Genomic DNA, 18,935 nt, shown 5'->3' on the forward strand with positions numbered 1-18,935 from the left:
GTTGTGCACCTTGTCGCTGACGGTGCCCATCACCATGTGGACGAACCGGTCGATGTTGCTCGGCTTGAACTTCAGCACCTGCAGGGTGAAGAACGCCGGGTCCCAGGTGGTGTCCACGGTGGGCAGCTGCAAGCCTGCCTCGACGCCGCCGCCGATCTGTCCGTACAGGTCGGCGTTCTGGCCCGAGCCGAGCGGATGCTGCGGAATCGTCTCGTGGCCACGGCCGCTCAGTCGATCCCACAGGTCACGCAGCTTCGAGGTCGGCTTGACCGGCTCGGATTCGGCGACGCGCGGCGGCGCGACCCGATCGGCGGGTTCCACCCGCCAGCGGCCCTCGCCGTCGGGCACCAGCCGCAGCGGCAGCTTCTTGCCGTGCACGTCGAGGTCGACGCGCACCGGCGCGTCCTGCGCGCGCGGTGTGCCGCTGTTCTGGTGCGCGACCTGGGCCGTGTCGGCGAGATGGGTGATCGCGGCGGCCCGATCGAGTGTCTCGGCGCGCAACCGCGCGAGGGTGTCGGCATACCGGCTCGGCCGCAGTTCCGCCTCCGGGACACCGAGCAGGCGCGCCCAGGTATCACGTTCCGCGGCAATGCGATTGGCCAGATCGACCTCCGACGCGTTCGGCAACCTGCGCACCGCGTTGTCCAGCGCCTCGACCGCGCCTGCCCGCAGCAGCGTCCGATAGCGCTGGTCGGCGATGGTCTCGGCCAGCCGATCCGGCGCGACATCCTCGGGCCGCAGATCCAGCCTGCGGACCAGCTCGTCCCTGGCGGCCGTCATCGACTCGGGCCGCGGCATCGGATCCAGCCTGCCGCCCGCGGATGCTCTTGCGTTGGGACCATTTCCGATGGTCTCGGGGCTTGCGGCGCCCATCCGGTCGACGGGATGGTATTCCCCGGCGCCGAGCGCTCGATGATCATCGAGGCGCATCTGACGTGGCTCGGCACCTTGCGCGGGCGGCTCGAGGAAGCCGCGCGCCAGCGCCTTACGCCCGACATTGCTCAACTCGTGCATCGGATCACGGCGGTTGGGCAGTGCATCACCGAGGCCGAGCTCGTCGGCGAGGGTCCGCGCGTATTCGCGCTCGGTCTCCCGCCGCGATCCCGGCGGGTCACTGTCCCTGCGGATTTCGCCCTTTTCGAAGGCGCGTTCCGCCTCACGCATCGGGTCACGTCGGAGCTCCCCGGCCGAGTCCTGGCCGATCCGCAGCGCCGACTTCGGTTGCAGCGCATGCGGATTGCCGTCCGGCAGGTGTACCTCCGCGCCGTCGTGCCATACAACTGCCCAGGTCTGCGCGGTCTCCTGACGCGAACCACCGGTCAACCGGGACAGCGACTGACGAAGGCCACGCTCATCGACGAGCAGCTCACGCCCCTGCTGGTCGTGCCCAACGTAGGTGGCCTGCTTGCCGTCGACCGTGAAGACATGGGCCCCAACAGAATTGCGTCCCTCGTAGGTGACGGCATAGGAATGCGCGCCGATCCCCTTGCCGTCCACGGTCGTTCGCTGATCGAGCACCCAGGCTGTCGCACCGCGACCGTTCTGGTCCAGCCCGCGAGCCGCCAGTCCGTCGAGAATCTTGCCGTGCGCCGTGCTGTTCGCGTCGGTGACGTACCCGTCCGGACGCGCGCCGTTCAATCGCGGCTGTGCCTCGCCCCAGGTGGTGCCTGCGGCATTCTTCGGGTTGGTGGCCGGTGGATCGACGACCGGGCCCTGACGGTCGACGACCTCGCCCATCGACCGTGGCACGCAGTTGTTTTCGAACTGCTCCAAGAGGAAGCGCCGCACCCCGGACGGCCGGTGCCCGCCGTGCCTCCTGACCTCGACCTGCAGCTGCTGATTGCCGTGCTCGCCGGTCACCTTTCCGGTCACCTCGACCTTGCCGAGGCTCAGATCGTGATCGCCGCGATAGTCGCGGGTCGCCTGCCTGACCAGCTTGGTGACCTCGCGCTCGGCCTCGGCGATCCGCGCCTCCGGCCAGCCGTGCAGGATCTCCCGCACGTGGCTGCGGGTCCGCCCGAGATATTGCAGGCCGTGGTTGAGCTCCTGCCCGAAACGCCTGGTCTGCTCAGGCCGCTGCACCACCGGCTCCGGCTCGAACAGCACCGGACGGGTGAGCTCGCGGCGGCCGGTGAGCGTACCGAGCAGCCCACGCTCGGCACGCTCGCCGGTCTGGTGCGGCCGGTTGGCGTCCCAGTTGTAGCGGTCCTTGACCTGCGCGTGCGCCTGCTCCCAGCTGAGACTCGGATTCCTGGCCATGAGGTTGCTCTCGGCCAGCGCGGCCTCGACGCCGATCCGGTCCTGGCGCAGCGGATTTCCGTCGATCAGCCGGTTCCACATCTCGGGGACGTCGGCGATCCGATCCACGTGACCGTCGCGCATCAGGTGGTCGCGCACCTGCTGCAGATTCGCGACGATCTCCGCGCGCGGGCGCAGCACGCCGTCCGGGTCGCGCAGCCAGGTGGCGCCGTCTTCGTGCTTGGGAATCAGGCCGCCGTCGGCGTCACGCACCCACCCCTTGTCCTTGCCCTGGACCCAGTCCTTCGGGTCGCCGCCGGAGTAACGCTGCGGATCGCGGATGGCGTTGTCCGCGATCTTTTCGATCAGCGCGTCGCTGTTGTGCACCCGATCTTGTTCGTACCGGCGGTATTCCGAGTTCACCCAGTCCTGCCGGGTCGCGTACCCGGTCTCCTCGCTGCGCCAGCGTTCGGCCAGCGAGGGCGGGATCTCGACGCTTTCCACCGCGCGCGGCGGCACATCACGGAACTCGGGAATGGTCGAGGAGACCGGCAGCTCGCGCGACGTACCCGGCGTCTGTTCCCGCTGCAACGGTTCCGGCCACCGCTGCGCCGGTTCATGCCAGGGATAGGTGCGGGTATTGCGCAGCGGCGGCGCGAGCGCGTGAATCCACTCGCGCTTGCGCAGGTTCGGAACCCACTCGCTGATCTTGACCAGGGCCGAGGTGAGGCGCGGGTGATCGCGGATGAACTCAGGGCTCAGCCGCGGCGTCACCGGCTCGAACTTGGCGTGCACCGGCAGCCACTTGGTGGCTGCAAGCACGCTCTTGCCGATCCACGGGCGGTTCTGGATGAACTCGATCGTCCACGGATGCCGCACCGCCTGACCGATGATGCGGTGCACGATGATGTAGTAGTGGAACGGGTAGACGCCGATGTTGTCGTGATAGATGCCGGGGTGATTGCCTGAGCCCGCGAAATCCGTTGGGGCGAAGGGCATATGCTTCGGCGTCAGCACCTCGGGGTACATCCCGGCAGGCACGTGATCGAACAGCAGCCCCGTCTGCCCGACGGTCTGGGTGAGCGAGTATTTGATCCAGTACGGCGGCAGCTTGTCCTCGAACGGCGCGGGGTACTTGTCGAGCTTCGCGTTGCCGCTGCGCTCCTGGTTCTGCTCCAGCCCGACTGTCGTGTGCGGCGCACCATCCGGGTTCACCCGCCCGAAGCGCACCTCGTACTCCCCCCGGCCCGACTCCGCCAGCATCCGGTCGGTCTGCCGACCGAAGACGTGCTCCATGGCGCGGTAGTAGCCGCGTGGATTGTTGTCGGTGCCGAGCACGATGAGTTGCGCGGGCCGGATCGTGCCGTCCTCGGCCAGCCGCTCCGGCACCAGGCCGACGCGCTCCGACAGCGGCAGCGCACCGAGTTCGTCCAGATTCCGCATGATCGCGCGGCGGCCGGCGACCTCCATGCCCTCCTCGGCGACCTTGCGCAGCTCGTCGGCAATCCCGCGGAGTTCACGGACGTGCGCGGCCTCCGGCGACAGCTCCTTGCGTTGCGCGGCAGGCTGTTCCGCGGCCCGGCCTACCGGTTCGCCCTCGCGCGCCGGTGCGTCCTCTCGATACCGCGGGCTCAGCTGTTCGGGATCGCGGACACCGAACTCGTCGGCCACTCGCTCCCGGGTGGCCAGCGCCTCGTCCCGGCGCGCCTCCGCCGCCACTCGCTCCTCGACGGCCGCGGCATGCCGGTCGGCGAGCTCTTGGTACCTGGCCTCGCGTGGCTGCAGCTCACCACGCACCTCGAGCACTCCGCGGTGCGCGGCCTCCAGCATCGCGCGCCGCTCTTCCGCAGCGAACGGAATGCCGGCCAGCCGGTCCTCGATGGCTTGCGCGCCCTCCAGCAGCTGCCGCTCGGTGTCGCGCAGCTCGGCGATCTCCCGTTCCAGCGCCCGCATGGTCGGCAGTGGTTCGCGCTCACGGACACTCGCCGCTGCGGCGTCGCGCTGCAGTCCCTCGACCGCGTTGATCTGCGCGAGATCGGCGCGGAAGGACTCGACCCGCGCCGGATCACCCAGCTGCTCGCCGAGCCGAACCACCAGCGCATCATCGCGCGCACGCAGATTCCGATCGACCTCGGTCAGGTGGGCCGTTTCCCGCTCGAGCACCGTGATGCGCAATTGCTCGGCGCGCCCGCGCGCCGCTTCGGCGCGCTCGTCGACGGTGCGCGCCTGCTCGTCGAGCCGCTCCGCCAGCTCGGATCGCCCTGCCGCACGGGCGTCTTCGGCTTCCGTCCGCAGATTCTCGGCCTGCGCGCGATGTCGCATCTCCTCGCCGACCGCCGCCTGCATGTCGCGCATCAGCTGCCTCGACTCGCGGCGTGGTTCCGTCGCCCCGTGATGCTCCGGCGTCGCGCCGACGGGCTCACTGCCCGCGAGGACCAGCAGTTCCCGCCCACTGGTGACGACCTGACCGTCGCGATAGATGATCGCCGAGGTGCGAGCGGCGTTCTCCCTGGAGCCACCGGCCAGATCGGCCAGCGCGTACAGCCCGCTGTCCGGAGCGTCGTTGATGATCAGCAACTCCCGGCCTGCGCCATCGGTGCCGACGAGCGTGACGATCCGGCCGCCGATCTCGTATTGGCGTGCGCCTGCCGCGTTTTCCCCTGCGTTGGTGACGGTGTAGGTGTGCACACCGATGTTCTGCTTGTTGCGGGTGACGCGCTCCTCGACGACCCACGCGCTGGCGCCCTTCCCGTTTTCGTGCAACGCGTCGAGGATCTTGGCGTGCCCGGCGCCGCCGTCCTCGCCGACGAAGCGCTCCGGGATCGCGCCGCGGAAACGCGGTTGCACCGCCGACCACGGCTCGCCCAACCTGTTGCTCGGGTCGGTCACCGGGTCGGCGACGTCGCCCTGTTTCGCGCGCAGCTCGTTGATCGAGTCCAGCACACAGGTATTGATCGGCGGCTCGCGGCGGGCCTCGACGCCGTTGGCGATGAGCTCGAACAACTCGGCCGGAGTTTGCGGAATCAGTTCCGCCTGCTTGTCGGGCTGCCGGACGTGCGCAGGCGACGCGCCGTCACCACGGCCCGGCTCGACCGGGATGTTGCGCCGCTCGAGCTCGGCCGAGCGGCGCAACTCCGCCTCGGATGGCGCCCGCCTGGCCTCGACGTCGGTCCGCTTGGGCTCGGGCGGCACACCGGCGACGCCCGAGTCCTGGTTCGGCTGCCTGGCCTCGGGTTCGGCGCCGCGCGGCGGCGGCTCCGCTGCGCGCGGGCGGGAACCGTCGAGCTGGCCGCCCTCGATGCGCTGCTCTTGCTTACCATCGAACACACCGACGCGCGGAGGCTTGCTCTCCTGCGTACCAACAGTATTGGCGCGATCGACGATCCCTGGTTCGGCGCCGATGACGCGCGCATTGCCTGTGTCGTTCTTGCCGGGCAGTGGCGGCGCGATCGACTCGCGGGGCACAGGCGTGGCTTCCGGTCGAATCTGCTGTGCTGCAGGCGGTTCCGAGACCGGGGCGACGACATCGGGCACCACGTCCCGCTCCGGCACCACGGCGTCGTCGGCGCGCGATCGCGAATTGTCTTGTACTACCTCGTTGCCGGGCTTGCTCGGCTCGGTATAGATGCCCTCCGGTTTGGTCGAGCCTTCCTTGGCACCCGTCGTGTCCACTGTTCGCTCGGCCACGCCGGGCGTGTCTGTGGGCTTGGTACTGGGCAGGTGCTGCTCGGCAAGCACCGGATCGTTCTTGCCACCAACCGGTTCCGATCCATTCCGCTCGCCGCCGACGGGACGTTCCTCGGTGGGCGCCGGCGTGTTCCGCTCGATCACGCCGGAATCTTCAGACGTCTGCGACTGGGGGGCGACTTGCCCCTGCGGTACCGCCGTATTCTGTTGCTCCGCAGCTATATTAGCGACACTCGTGGCACCGGCGGCACCCGTGAGCGGAGCTACCCCGGCCCGGCCCTGGTTGGCCGGTGACGTGCTGGATTGCTCGGCAGGCGCGGCCCCGCGCGGCGCGACGCCGCGCTCCGTCGAGCCGGTGCCGCGTTCCGCGGGAAGGTTGCTTCTGCCGCTGTCCTGCGGGACAGCCGTCCCCGGTGTACGTGCACCAGAATCCGTCGGGTTCGTCGTGGAATGTGTAGTACGAGAACCAGTTTCGGTGTGTGTCGACGCTGTGCCGGTCGGCTGTGCCGACGTGCTGACATCTTTCGGCGGCGGTGACTTGGCGAAGTCCTGTTCGAGCTTGCGCAGCTCGGCCAGGCGTTCGTTGTAGCTCATCTCCCGGCGGCCACCGTTGTTGTCGGTCGTGTAGACGCGCGGTGAATCCTTCAATTGCTGTGCGCGTTTGAAGGTCTCCGCGTAGCGCTCACGCGCCACCGGGTCCTGCACCCGGTCCGGATGGCTGGCTCGCATGACTCGGTCGGCCACCGGCGCGGCAGCCTCCTTCGCAGCATGCTCCCCGAACATCGACGGCCCACCCGGCGGCCTGGTATGCGCGCCGTCGCTGAGAATCAGTGCCGAGCTGGGGACGGTCATGCCGTGGCCACGCATGGCGCTGAGGCCGCCCATGCCGATGCCCGCGCCGATCATCTCCCAGTGGAAGGTCTTGTCGACCTCGCTCCAGCTCTTGCCCTCGACGGCCATCTGCCAGCCCATGCCGGAGGCCCACATGGCAGGCACACCGGCGACGCCACCCATCGCGGCGGCATACGCGCGCTGCAATCGGGGGTTCAATCGTGACGGGTTCCCCGCCTGCGCTTTGATCTGGAACCTTTCGCCGATCCGGCGGCCGATCGGGGCGCCGAGCGCGCCGCCCGCCGCCCAGTCGACGGCGGTGCGGGTGGTCTGCATCCAGTCGATGTTGTCGCGATGACCCGACGCCACCTGCAGGCCTTGAATACCGAGATCGAGTGCCGTGCCATGCACGCCGCCGCGGATACCACCGGTCAGCGCGGTCCTGGCCAGGCCGGCCTTACCGCCCTTCTGCAGTGCCCACTGGTCCAGCTTCTTCAGCGGGTTCTTGGACGCCTGGGTGGCCGCCCGCTTCATGGTGATCTTTTTGACGTAGGGCAGCACCAGGTTCTTGGCGGTGAGCCGGGCGGCTTCCTGCTCGAACTTGCGCAGCGCTTCCTTGCCGAGAATCCCCATGCCGACCCGGCCGATGCCCGCCGCGATGCCAGCACCGATCACGCCATACGGCCAGCCCTCGATCAGCAGCATGATGATCGTCCGGGCGGTCGCCGCGGCGAAGTACGCCGAGAGCGCCTGCGAGCCTTCGATCGAGGCGCCACCACCATGCACATAGGTGCCGAGGTCCTGCAGGCCCTCGCCGTTCTTGCGAATGGTGAAGTCGCCACCGAAGTACTTGTCGAGCTCAGCGCTGATGTTCTCGACGCCCTGGCCCTCGGGGTATTCCTTCTTGATCTGGTTGAGCAGGAGGTTGAGATCGTTTTCCAGATCGAGTAGCTGTTTGCCGACGTCCTCCAGATCGTCGCCCAGGTCGAACATGGCCCCGGCGTCCCCGTCCGGGTAGGCCATGCCGAAATTGAGCGTGGTCAGGATCCACGGCGGAATCCAATCCCATATCGACGTAATCCAGGTGCCCATCAGCAGGCCCTCATAGCGGCAACTCCGGTCCTACCAACCGGATTCGGCGACGCCGGATCCAGGGCGGTCAGGACGGGTCTCGTCGAGCGGCACCACATCGGTGAATTCCATTGTCCCGTCCACGCTCTCACCCTCGGCGCGGGCACGAGACCGTGCGCTCGGCGGGGCGGTGGAGATCTCGGGCATCTTGGGCATCATGTCCTCGACATCGGGCAGCCCCGGCACGATCTCGGAGAGCCGGGGCAGTCGCGCTTGCTCGTCGCGCAATTCCTGGATCATCTCGCGGGTCTTGCGCTCGACCTGACCGGCCGCGTCCTGCGCCGCGGCCGTCACCGCAGCGGCCAGCTCCTTCGGCGTCAGATCGGCGATATCCGCAGTGAATCGGGTCTCGATGACCACCCCCCGAGCGTTGACGACCACCGCGACCCGCTTACCCGCCGCGTAGGCCGTCGCGGTGAGCCGCGCCTGCTCCTGCTGCGACCGCGCCATCGACTTGATGCTCTTGTGCACCGATTCCATCATCTCGGTGAACTGCGCATTCGCGATCTCGAACGCCATCAACCTCTCCTAACCCGCACCCCCGGCACCTGACTCCTCGACACTGGAACCAGCTATTGCTCCAACTTCAGGCCCAATTCGTTGGCCAACTCCATGTCCCGCAGGAACTCCGCGCTGGTCATCATGCCTTCCGAATACTCGAGCAGCCGGGCGATCTGCGACTGGATCACGCCCTTGAGGTTCTCGTAGGAGGCGACGTAGCCGTTCTCGCTCTCGAAGCTCTTACCGAAGTCGTCGGAGCCCCACTTGCCATAGCCGGCGGCGTGTGCCCGCTCCATCGCGGCGAGGATCTCCTCGAGCCTGGAGATCACCTGGTGTGCGTGGCTCCCGGTGTTCTTGATGCCTGTCGTGCTGGCTTCGACCCTGCCTGACATGTCGCCCTCCGAACCTTCCGCTACAACGCAATTCGATCATTACATAGATACCAACCGTCCAGTAGGTGAACGTTCGGCGCGGCCCCTCGCTCCACGGTAGCCCCGGACGGTGCCATCAATCCAGCGGAAACCACCTGGCGCAGCGCGCCTGCCACGTCCCGATGCGCACCGACCGCATCCCGGACCAACTCCGGGGTGACCTCGGCCCGCTCGGCGGCCACCGACAACCTGGCCACCGCGGCCCGCTGCCGGTAGTTCGGCTGTGGCCACAACAGCCGCGCCACGGTCTCCAGCACAGTGCTCGCAGTCCAGATCGGCGGCAGCGCTACCCCGCACTGCTCCATGGATGGCGACTCCCCGCGATACCATCGGCCGCCCTCCCACCAGAAACAGAACGAGAGCAGGCCGACCGCGGCGCGCGGGTTCAGCACCGCGTTGGTCACCCAATCGGGTGCTCCGGCATAGAGATTCGGCAGATCGATGCCACCGTTGTATGCCGCGTTCAGCGCGGGGGCTGCCCAGACGCCACCGGAGAGCACCGCACGGCCGCCGGGCAGCACATACAGCGAGGAACCGCTGCTGCCGTTGCGCGCGCTCTCATACCAGCAGGTGTCCGGCACGACCCGAGGCCCAGGCTCGGCGGCGACGGCCTCGCAGGCCGCGGAAATCGTTGCCCACCTTGCCCACATCTCCGGGAAGCCGGGCACATCCGCGTCGACGGGCGTCGGCCGCAGGCCGCGAGTTCGGTCGGCCCGCGCACCGATGTCGGCACGGCGTTTGGTACGAGATTGCCTGTTGCCGTGTGTCATATAGGCCGCAAGCCATACCGGCAGCCGCGGGCGCGGATACGCCGCAACGTCGGCCTGATAGACCTCGGGCCGGAACAGCTGATCGCCGGGAAACGGCTCGTCGCCGTAGTCGTAATCGACCTCGGGCGCACCGAATGCGTTGATCCGCACCAGCACTCGCCACCACGGGCCGCCAGGCGCGGTCAGCGCCTCTGCGCGATGCGCGCGGGCCAAGGCGAGCAGCGCGGGCGGCGCCTCGATCCGGCTCACCCGCGTTCCGTCGGTGCAGATGATGCGCGCCGACTCGACCGAGGTCGTCACCGCGAACGCCGCGTCCACCCGGCGCAGGCCAGGCCTGCCGAGCGCGGCGACGCCTGCGACCAGTCGCGCCAGCGGGGAGCGCGCATCATCGACCGCGAGATCGCTTACGCCGGTGGCGTCTTCGAATTTCTCGCCGCTCATCTGTTGCCGTTCCCGTTGCCCGCCGAGACTGCCGCTGCGCAGTCTTTTTTCGATAGTGACACGCTGGCGCGCCTACCGAACCCCGTACCGAGCACAACAAGCTAAAGGGACTGTTAAGAATCCGAAATGAGCAATTTCCGCAGGTCAGCATACTGTTCGCAAATTTCCTAAGGAACAGTTAGAACCTACTCCGAACTCTGGGTTGTCGAAATGACTGCGCACACCCTTGTTGCCAGCCGATCTGTGTGGCGGCAGAAGGAGATTCACATGACAACACAGTTCGCGGGCGAGCGCAGGGTCATCGGCAACGTCCTGCGAGGATCGCTCGGCAATCTGGCCGAATGGTACGACTGGTACGTCTATGCGGCGTTCAGCGTGTATTTCGCCCAATCGTTCTTCCCCAAAGGTGATTCGACCGCGCAATTACTTCAATCGGCCGCGGTATTCGCGGTCGGCTTCCTGATGCGCCCGATCGGCGGCTGGGCATTAGGCATGTATGCCGACAGATACGGCAGGCGCTCGGCGCTGACCCTGTCGGTGACCGTGATGGCGGCGGGCTCCCTGATGATCGCGATGACCCCCGGCTACCAGACCATCGGCATCGCAGCGCCGGTCATGCTGGTGCTGGCCCGGCTGCTCCAGGGCCTGTCCCTCGGCGGCGAATACGCAACCAGCGCAACGTATCTGTCCGAGGTGGCGACGCCGGGCAAGCGTGGCTTCTACTCGAGTTTCCAGTACGTCACCCTGGTGGCAGGCCAGCTCGTCGCGCTCGGCGTACAGATCATCCTGCAGCAATTCCTGACCAATGCGCAGATGAACGACTGGGGCTGGCGCATCCCGTTCGTGATCGGCGCAGGCGCCGCTGTGCTGATCATGTGGCTGCGACGGCACATGGACGAATCGGAGCACTACCAGGTCGCTGCGAATCTCGACAAGCTCACCGGTCCCGAGGCGATCGATGCGATCGCCGCCGATGTCGCGCGGAAACGGGCGGCGCGCGGGTCGCTCCGGATACTGCTGCGGTACCCGCGGGAATGCCTGATCGTGGTCGGTCTCACCCTCGGCGGCACGGTCGCGTTCTACACGTACACGACCTACATGCAGAAGTTCATGATCAACACCGCAGGCATCTCCAAGTCGACCGCGGCGTGGATCAACTTCCTCGCACTGCTGGTCTTCGTGGTGCTACAGCCGTTGGCAGGCATACTGTCCGACCGCGTCGGCCGGCGCAAGCTGCTCCTCTTCTTCGGCATCACAGGCACGCTGCTGACCGTGCCGATCATGTCCGTGCTCGCACACACCACGAACCCGGTCGGTGCGTTCGCGCTGATGATGCTCGCCCTGGTGATCATCACCGGCTATACCTCGATCAACGCCATCGTGAAGGCCGAACTGTTCCCGACCAGGATCCGCGCGCTCGGTGTCGGCCTGCCCTACGCCCTCACCGTCGCCATCTTCGGCGGCACCGCGGAGACCATCGCCCTTGCACTGAAGAAGGCGGGCCACGAGTCGGTGTACTTCTGGTACGTCGCGGCCTGCATCCTGCTCTCGCTCACCATTTACTACTTCATGCGCGAGACCTCCAAGGACTCGCCGATCGACAACGAAGCCAAGTACGAAGTGCCGGTGGCATAGCCGAGGTCACGGCATGAGCTGCCCGAACGCCGGTCACGGCCGGTAAATGCAAAAGAGCGCGCGCCGAACCTCGCGAACTGCGAGGATCGGCGCGTGCGGCTTGTGGTTGTCGAAGACGATGAGGGTGTGGGAGAGGCGCTCGTCGCAGCACTCACCGCACGCGGCTACGACGTCGACCATCAGCGCCGTGGCGCCGACGTGCTCGCCGCACATCACGACTACGACGCGATCATTCTCGATCTCGGCCTGCCCGATATCGACGGGCTCGAGGTGCTGCGCCGATTACGGGAGGTCAGCTCGGTGCCGGTGGTGATCCTCACCGCGCGCGGCGGCGAACGAAGCATCGTGACCGCGCTGCGCGGCGGCGCCGACGATTATCTGGTGAAGCCGCCACGCATCGCCGAGCTGGTCGCGCGCCTGGAGACGGTGACCCGCCGCGCCAGTCGGCGTCCGCGTGCGCCGCTCGACGTGGTCACCCGGGATGTCCGGGTCGACCTGGTCGCGCACCAGGTGATGGTGGCAGGCACCGAAATACCGTTGACCCCCAAGGAATTCCAGCTGGTGCAGATCCTGGTGGAGCGGCCGGGCACCGCGGTGAGCCGTCAGCAGCTGATGGATCGCATCTGGGGTGATTCGTCGGCCGCGGTCTCCAGGGTGCTCGACGTGCACATGGCGGGTTTGCGCGCCAAACTCGACCGTCCAGGCCTGATCATCACCATCCGTGGCTTCGGCTACAGATGGGGGATTTGAGCAACGCCGCCTTGGCGGCCTGCGCGGCGGCCGTCACCGCCCGCGCAAGCTCCGGATAGCCGACCTCGCCTGCCTCGAGCTCGAGCTGGACATCGATCACGATCCCGTCGGCGTCGACCGTCACCCGCACCCGATCATCGAGCGCCGAGCCGGTCGCCGTCCGCTCGGAATGCTCCGCCATCTCGAATCCTCTTATACCGCCGCTTGATACGCATCGATAATCGCGCGCGCGGCGAGCGGAAGTCGACGGACCACCAATCCTTAGCGGTCGCTTAAGGAAATGCCGTGCGAACCCTGTCGCTGCTGAAAACGCTGCTCGAAATCGGCGATATAGACCGAGGGCGCCACCGACGACGAAGACTGCTCGAGCACGCCGTCGTCGGCGATATAGAAGATGGCGCGACCGATGGATATTTCGCCGGGCTCGGTCGGCACGAACACCATCCAGCCCACGCTGATCCGATCGGCCCGCAGGTTCTCCAGTGGATATCCGGTGGTGTCCAGCTCCTGCTCGACGATGTACTGCCGAACCTGCTCGATCGCGTCGGCCTGCGGCATCGGATCGGGCAGCACCATCGTCACGCCTGCCAGGGTGAGCTGGAAGAGCGCACTGTCGACATCGAAAGTGCCGTCGTCGCCGAAGACATCGACCAGGGTGTCCCTGGTGACGACACCGACTTCGGCCGCCGACACCAGCGTCGCGACCGCGGCGCGCTGGCGATCCGTCGGCTCCTCGGCCAGCAGGCCGGTCACCACGTCGACCACCGTCTCGGAGGTCCAGACGCCGGGCACCGCCTCGGCGAGCAGGTCCGAGGTGGGCGACTCACCGCGGTACCAGCGCCCGCCGTCCCACCAGTAGCAGAACGACAGAAGTCCGCTTGCCGCACGAGGATTCAGCACCGGGTTGGCCACCCACTCGGGCGCACCAGCGAACAACGCGGGCAGCGGCGCACCCTCGTTGTAGGCAGCGCGCAGCTCCGGAGCGTTCCACACGCCGCCGGAGAGCACCGCGCGCCCGCCGGGCAGCGTGTACATCGTCGAGCCGCTGCGCTTGGCGCCCTCGAACCAGCCGAGCGCGGGCAAAACCCTTGGCCCCCATTGTGATCCGGCGGCGACGAAGGCCGACGAGATCACCGCCCAGCGGGCCGCCATCAGCGGGAACGGGGGAAACTCCTGCTGCGACAACACACCTCGCACGCCCGCCGCACGATCGGCGCGCGCCTCCTGCGCAGCCAGATCCGCCGGGCGTGACTGCCTGCCGTCGTGACCGACGTAGGCCGCCAGCCAGGTCGGCAGCACCCGCCGCGGGTAGACCTCCAGGTCGGCGCGGTAGGCCTCCGGCGGAAACAGCTGCTCGTCCGGGAACGGATCGTCGCCGTAGTCGTAGTCGACCTCGATCTCGCCGGTGCTGCGCAGCGTCATCAGCAACCGCCACCACGGGCCGTCGGTCAACTGCGCCGACACATCCCGGTGCTCGCGGGCCAGCTCGATGATCTCGGGAGTCGGCTGCGCCTGCACCGAACGCTGGTCCTCATCGGAGTACTCGACCAGCGCGATTTCCGCGCCGGTGGTGAGCGCGAACACCGCGTGCAACAGCTTCCACCCGTCCGGCCCCATCGCCGCCAGGTCCCTGGCGATCTGATGGCCGAGCTGCTTGGCTCGGTCGGCGACATCCACCGAAGGCGGCTGCTCGAGCAGGGTGAAACCGACGTCGGGTTGTTCGCCGGACTCGGCGAAGGCGCTCATGAACTGGTTCATGAAGGCCGCACTGTCCGCGTCGGCGGGTGCGTCGTCCGCGGCCTGCTCGGCCGCGGGTTGCTCAGCCGAGGGCTGCTCGGCGGCGTCGGCGGACATGGACGTCATGAACTGACGCATGAAGTCTTGGGCTCGGACGTCGTCGGGCGACAGTGCCGAGTCGTCGGTCGGACCGCCCGCAGGTGTCGGTTCACTCGCCGCGGCAGTGGGTTCGTGATCGGCCGCGCGCTCGTCGCCGGATCCGCGCTCGGCAGCCTCGTCGCCTGGTGTGGTCACCGTGCAGCACTCTCCTCATCCATGCCGCGGGTCCGGCCTACCTCGCACGATAGGCAACCGAGACCCGACGCCCAAGCTGTCTTACCGCCCCATACTCGCATAGCGAACCCCCGCACGATCACTGAACAAAAATGCGACAAAGTCCCCGCTGCACACGCCTTCTTTCGAGTGCATCGGCCTACCACCGTCCCCGCTGCGGCAGCTGATCCGGCTCCCAGTGGGTGTCCATTCGCTCCAGGATCCGCTCGATGGCCTCATCGACCATGTCGCGCAGCCGGTCCGGGCCGACGCCCATGGCCACCGGCGCGTTGTCGACCTTGATCACGTACCGACCGTCGCCAGGAAGATCACGCCACATCAGGATCTCCTGCATGATGCCGCGCGGGCCGAACTTGGACCGGCCCTGATGAATGGTGATGGCACCGGTACTCGTTGCGGGGATGTCCAGAAACCGCTGACTCCGCTCGACCGACGAGTCCTTGGCGTTGTCCAGGGCCACCGATCCGGCGTGGTGGTACTCACCGTCCTCGTCATTCCGGTTGATCACGATGGGAATGTTGCGCAGCCTGCCCGCTTTCGCCGACTGCGGCAGCGCCGCGAGCACCGCATCGCTGATGCCGTGTGGACCACAGTCGGTGATGATGAAACCGCCACTGTGCCAGATGGTTTCACCGGGCAGCTGGGTCATCAGATAGCCGCGCGAACCCGCTCGGACCGCGCGCACCCTGGTCCGCTTCTCCGGGTTGTCCATGTCCTGCTCGTTCCAGCCGTAGCCGATCACCGAGACCTCCGGCCGCAGGAACGTCTCCAGCACCTCATGGAATGACGAATCCAGGGTGCGCCGCAACCGATCCCACGCTTGGAACGCCTGGCGCTCGTAGTCGTCGAGCCGCCTGGCACGGGAGGTGTACATGAACGGTGCGGGGAGATGCGTGTTCGCATAACGCTCCCAGAGCGCGTCGAACTCGTCGTCGGTGAACGTCCAGGTCTGGGTCACGTCTCGGTCACCGGGCGATCCGACTCCGGCGGCTCGGCGTCGAGCAGGCCGAGCTCGGGCAGGCTCGACTCGGGTAAGCCGAGTTGGTCCGCGAGCGCGCGGGCGACCTCGGTGGAACTCGGTAAGACGCCGGGCCTGGCGCCCGCGGCTATCGGCGAGCTGCCGTCGCCGACTGCCGGAATAGCCTGTGTGCCTTCGCTTCCCACGGCATTGGGGATGCCTGCGGCCCACGGAGCGTGCGGCACACCGGTCCCCGAAACGAAAGGTGCGGCCAGCGCTTGCGGGAGGCCGGGCAGTGACGGAAGTTCCACTCGGGGAAAGAGTCTCAGCAGCGGATCGGCGTCCGCTTCCGTGTGTTTCCCGTCTCGGTCCTTCTCGTCCTTGTCCTTGTCGTCTTTTTCGTCTTTGTCTTTGTCCTTGTCGTCTTTGTCTTTGTCGTCGGCGTCCCCCGGCTTGCCGTCGTGGTCACCGGAGTGCTGGGCGTCAGGACCGTGTTGCTGCTGCGCCGCCATGGCGGCGACGTCGGCGGCATGCATCTGCGCGACCGCCTGCACCGCAGCCTGAATACCAGTGCTGATGCCCTGCACCCCGGTCGACAACGCCTGGGTGAGCGGGCCGATCATGTCCATGGCGCTGGCCGCGGCGGCCGGTTGGGTCTGCGGTTTGTCGGGGTCCGGCTGCTTGGTTTCCGGCTTCTGTTGCTGTTGTTGCTGTTTGGCCGCTTCCTCCGCCAACTTGTCTGTGTCTGGCAGCTTCTGGCTTGCGGTTTGAACGCCGGGTTGCCCGCCCGGCTGACCACCGGGTCCGCCTCCGGGCCGCCCGGTAGGTTGCCCGGTCGGCTGCCCCGTGGGTTGGCCGGTCGGCTGCCCCGTCGGTTGCCCGGTCGGCTGACCTGTGGGTTGCCCCGTGGGCTGACCCGTCGGCTGACCCGTGGGCTGCCCGGTCGGCTGTCCCGCGGGTCTGGCCGTCGGATCGAAATTCGGATCCGGCAAGACCGGGAAGGTCGATGCGGTGTCAGCCATTCCGCGCGCGTAGGTATCTCGGTACTTGTCGCGGTATTCGTTGAGCTTGCTCTCCGACAATCCCGCAAACGAGGTCGGCATCGCGAATGCGGTCGCGGTCAGCCACTGCGAGGTGTAGTTCAAATAGGCGCCGACCACCTGCATGCGCGTGGCCAATTGCTGGACCACGGTCCCGTACCGATTCACCACGGCGACCGCTTTGTCCGCCGCAGGACTGCGCCACTGCTCGGCGGTGACGGCCGCGAGATGCCGGTCGAGCTTGCCCGCCTCCACGACGAGGCGCTCCGCCAACGTCTTCCAGACCGCTCCGGCCCGGAACGCCGCGTCGGCCCTGCACTCGTTGCGCAGCCTGACCAGATCGGGGCCCATCATGCTTTTCGGGGCTTCCAACCCGACATCGATGGCCTCGTTGTCCCTGATCGAGGCGGGAACCGTCGGCTTCTCCGCTGGCATATTGGTCGTCACGGTCTTGAGGTAGTTCGGCGCGCTGTATTTGAGGTCGACACCGGGCGGAGAGGTGTTGACCTGACTTAGCCTCGGGACCAGTTCCTTGAACTTCGCCCTCGAGTCGGCGTCCTGGTTCGCATAGGCCAGCCCGGCGGCCTTGAACAGATCGGCGAGGTCGGTCAGCGCCGTAATATGTTGACCGAGCTTGGTATTCAGATCGTGCGCCTTCTTCTTGTACGCCTCCGTCAGCAGCAAACCGCTGCCGAGCGGAGACAGGCGCTCCATCGTCTCGATATGCTCGACGTTGACGACCTGCTGATAGCCCTTCAATTCGCCGATCATCGCGGCACAAGCCTTCGCGCACCCCTGCGCGACACCGGTATCGACCTTGACGAGGTCGCTGTTGGCCTTTTGCTGCGCGCGCAACTCGGACCATGGCGAGTTGTTGCCCATCGAACGCTCCTCCTGACGCTCCCCACCCGCGTTAGGTCACCATCTCGCATGATGCACACCACCGAGTGCCGCCTACGAGGATTGAACCGAACCAGCGCACATCACGCAATCCTCCAGCGTTGTGGGCATTTTGCCCAGGAAACTTAACCGCTCCTTAGGCGGAACGTGGATCGCGAGCGGTAGAGCGGGATTCGACGGCCGCGACGAATTGCTCGACGGCGGTGAGGGCGGCGCGGGACTCGGGAAGCAGGCGATGGCCTATCTGGAAGACATGGAACATGCCTGGCCACAGCTGGACCTCGCAGCGGCCCCCCGCCGCACGCTGTGCCGCACCGAATCGTTCGGCGTCGGCGCTGAGCATTTCCGCGCCGCCTGCCTGCAGCAGCATCGGCGGCAGGTCGGCGCCGACACCGCTCAGCACATCGAGCCGCGGATCATCGAAATGCGCTGTCCCGGTGTAAAGCCCGGTCATCTTGCTGGCCAGGCCGAGCGACATGAACGAATCCCACACGTCGGTAAGGCGTTCGGCGGCCAACGACCAGGTCGCGTCGACCAGCGGGGAGAACGCGACGATCGCGGCGGGCTGCGCGAGGCCGAGTGCGCGCAGCTGGATGGCGAGGCCGAGCGCCATGTGGCCGCCCGCCGAATCACCCATCAGCACAATGTCTTCGGCGGCGTGACCCTGCTCGAGCAGCCACAGGTAGCCGTTCAGCACGTCGTCATGAGCCGCCGGGAACCGGTGCTCCGGGGCCAACCGGTAGTCCAGGGAGAACGCGGGCCTGCGCAGCCTGCGCACCAGCTCGGACACCAGGCCGCGATGCGTGGCAGGGCTGCAGCCGACGTAGCCGCTGCCGTGCAGGTAGTAGATGATCGGAGTGCCAGGCCGAGGCGGTTCGCCGACCCACTCGCCGACCGTCCGGCCGCGCGGTCCCTGCTCGTCGACGCTGCGGTGCGGCTGCTCCTTGTCGAACCAGATATGGCACGAAATGGCCAGGCCGAGCCGAGCGGCGGCCACGCCGAGCCGATTCTGTGGCAACACCGAGCCGAGCGGTCGCAGTGTCGCGTTCAACCCGAGAATGGCGACCCGGCTGGGCACGGACACGTCGGCAAAGCCGCGATCACCTTTGATCATCCCACCATTGAACCCAGACAAACTGGGCGCTAGCAAGAGCAAGCAGACGAATTCGTCAGATAGCACAGGCGATAGCGGCGATCGTTGGCATGCTGCTGACCGCGCGTCAGGAGGTGGCGTTTCGCTCGGCGCGGCGACGGTTGATCTCGGCGATCTTGCGTTCGGTTGCCGCCTTGACTGCGGCGGCGTTCGAGCCGTCCAGCTGACCGGCGAAGGCGCGGCGGGCTGCGGCGATCAGGTCGTCAGGCACCTCGGGGTAGGCGCGGGCGATCGCGAGCAAGGCATTCTCGGTTTCGGTGTCCACCCCGCTCTCGGTGAACAGGCCGGACCCACTCGTCACCGAGGCGAGCAGCTCCTCGAAGTTGCTCCGCAGCTCATCGTCGGTGGGCAAATCCTCGCGCATCGATACCTCCTCGGTTCTTCGTCATTGTCCGTGCG

At 67.3% G+C, this 18,935-nt stretch carries 12 protein-coding genes (1 of these 12 cut by a window edge); 2 read left to right on the plus strand and 10 right to left on the minus strand.

The annotated features are described in order from the left end of the window. The 4 genes in view from NA11_RS11865 to NA11_RS11880 are tightly spaced (at most 53 nt apart) and all read right to left on the minus strand, a layout consistent with a single transcriptional unit that may run on beyond the window. Window positions 1-7,848, minus strand: partial view of an IQM protein middle domain-containing protein gene (locus tag NA11_RS11865; RefSeq protein WP_069161901.1) — the beginning only. The gene continues 22,287 nt to the left of window position 1, outside the view; the window shows 7,848 of its 30,135 coding nt (coding positions 1-7,848); the start codon lies at window positions 7,846-7,848; its stop codon lies off the left edge, out of view. 30 nt (window positions 7,849-7,878) lie between these two features. Beyond that, window positions 7,879-8,406 (minus strand): YbaB/EbfC family nucleoid-associated protein, encoded by a 528-nt coding sequence (locus tag NA11_RS11870; RefSeq protein ID WP_069161919.1) that lies wholly within the window; start codon window positions 8,404-8,406, stop codon window positions 7,879-7,881. Between the two features lie 53 nt (window positions 8,407-8,459). After that, window positions 8,460-8,780, minus strand: coding sequence for a hypothetical protein (locus NA11_RS11875; RefSeq protein WP_069161902.1), 321 nt, complete (start codon window positions 8,778-8,780; stop codon window positions 8,460-8,462). A gap of 20 nt (window positions 8,781-8,800) precedes the next feature. Beyond that, a complete protein-coding gene (locus NA11_RS11880) occupies window positions 8,801-10,030 on the minus strand; it encodes a hypothetical protein (protein WP_069161903.1) in 1,230 nt (409 codons plus the stop codon). A gap of 267 nt (window positions 10,031-10,297) precedes the next feature. Here NA11_RS11880 and NA11_RS11885 point away from each other — a divergent pair, with 267 nt between their 5' ends. After that, entirely contained in the window at window positions 10,298-11,665 is a 1,368-nt protein-coding gene (locus NA11_RS11885; protein WP_069161920.1) for an MFS transporter, read from the plus strand. Window positions 11,666-11,758: 93 nt separating this feature from the next. Beyond that, window positions 11,759-12,415: a response regulator transcription factor gene (locus tag NA11_RS11890; RefSeq protein WP_069161904.1), complete on the plus strand. Its 657-nt coding sequence runs from the start codon at window positions 11,759-11,761 to the stop codon at window positions 12,413-12,415. Here NA11_RS11890 and NA11_RS11895 read toward each other — a convergent pair. The 6 genes from NA11_RS11895 to NA11_RS11920 all read right to left on the minus strand — a co-directional run bounded on the left by NA11_RS11895 (window position 12,378) and on the right by NA11_RS11920 (window position 18,900). Beyond that, window positions 12,378-12,596: a YbaB/EbfC family nucleoid-associated protein gene (locus NA11_RS11895; RefSeq protein WP_069161905.1), complete on the minus strand. Its 219-nt coding sequence runs from the start codon at window positions 12,594-12,596 to the stop codon at window positions 12,378-12,380. The two genes, NA11_RS11890 and NA11_RS11895, sit on opposite strands and share 38 nt — an antisense overlap. 80 nt (window positions 12,597-12,676) lie before the next feature. Continuing rightward, complete coding sequence (locus NA11_RS11900; RefSeq protein ID WP_084654542.1) at window positions 12,677-14,446, minus strand: hypothetical protein; 1,770 nt, start codon at window positions 14,444-14,446, stop codon at window positions 12,677-12,679. 178 nt (window positions 14,447-14,624) lie between these two features. Then, complete coding sequence (locus NA11_RS11905; RefSeq protein ID WP_069161906.1) at window positions 14,625-15,443, minus strand: ESX secretion-associated protein EspG; 819 nt, start codon at window positions 15,441-15,443, stop codon at window positions 14,625-14,627. Beyond that, window positions 15,440-17,365, minus strand: coding sequence for a PT domain-containing protein (locus NA11_RS11910; protein WP_069161907.1), 1,926 nt, complete (start codon window positions 17,363-17,365; stop codon window positions 15,440-15,442). Before NA11_RS11910 ends, NA11_RS11905 begins: the two co-directional genes overlap by 4 nt. A 154-nt stretch (window positions 17,366-17,519) precedes the next feature. Next, window positions 17,520-18,497, minus strand: a complete 978-nt coding sequence (locus NA11_RS11915) for an alpha/beta hydrolase (protein WP_069161908.1) — start codon at window positions 18,495-18,497, stop codon at window positions 17,520-17,522. A 106-nt stretch (window positions 18,498-18,603) separates the two neighbouring features. Beyond that, window positions 18,604-18,900, minus strand: a complete 297-nt coding sequence (locus NA11_RS11920; RefSeq protein WP_069161909.1) for a hypothetical protein — start codon at window positions 18,898-18,900, stop codon at window positions 18,604-18,606. Window positions 18,901-18,935: the final 35 nt, after the last annotated feature.

Source organism: Nocardia altamirensis NBRC 108246 (assembly GCF_001612685.1).
Classification (GTDB): Bacteria; Actinomycetota; Actinomycetes; order Mycobacteriales; family Mycobacteriaceae; genus Nocardia; species Nocardia altamirensis.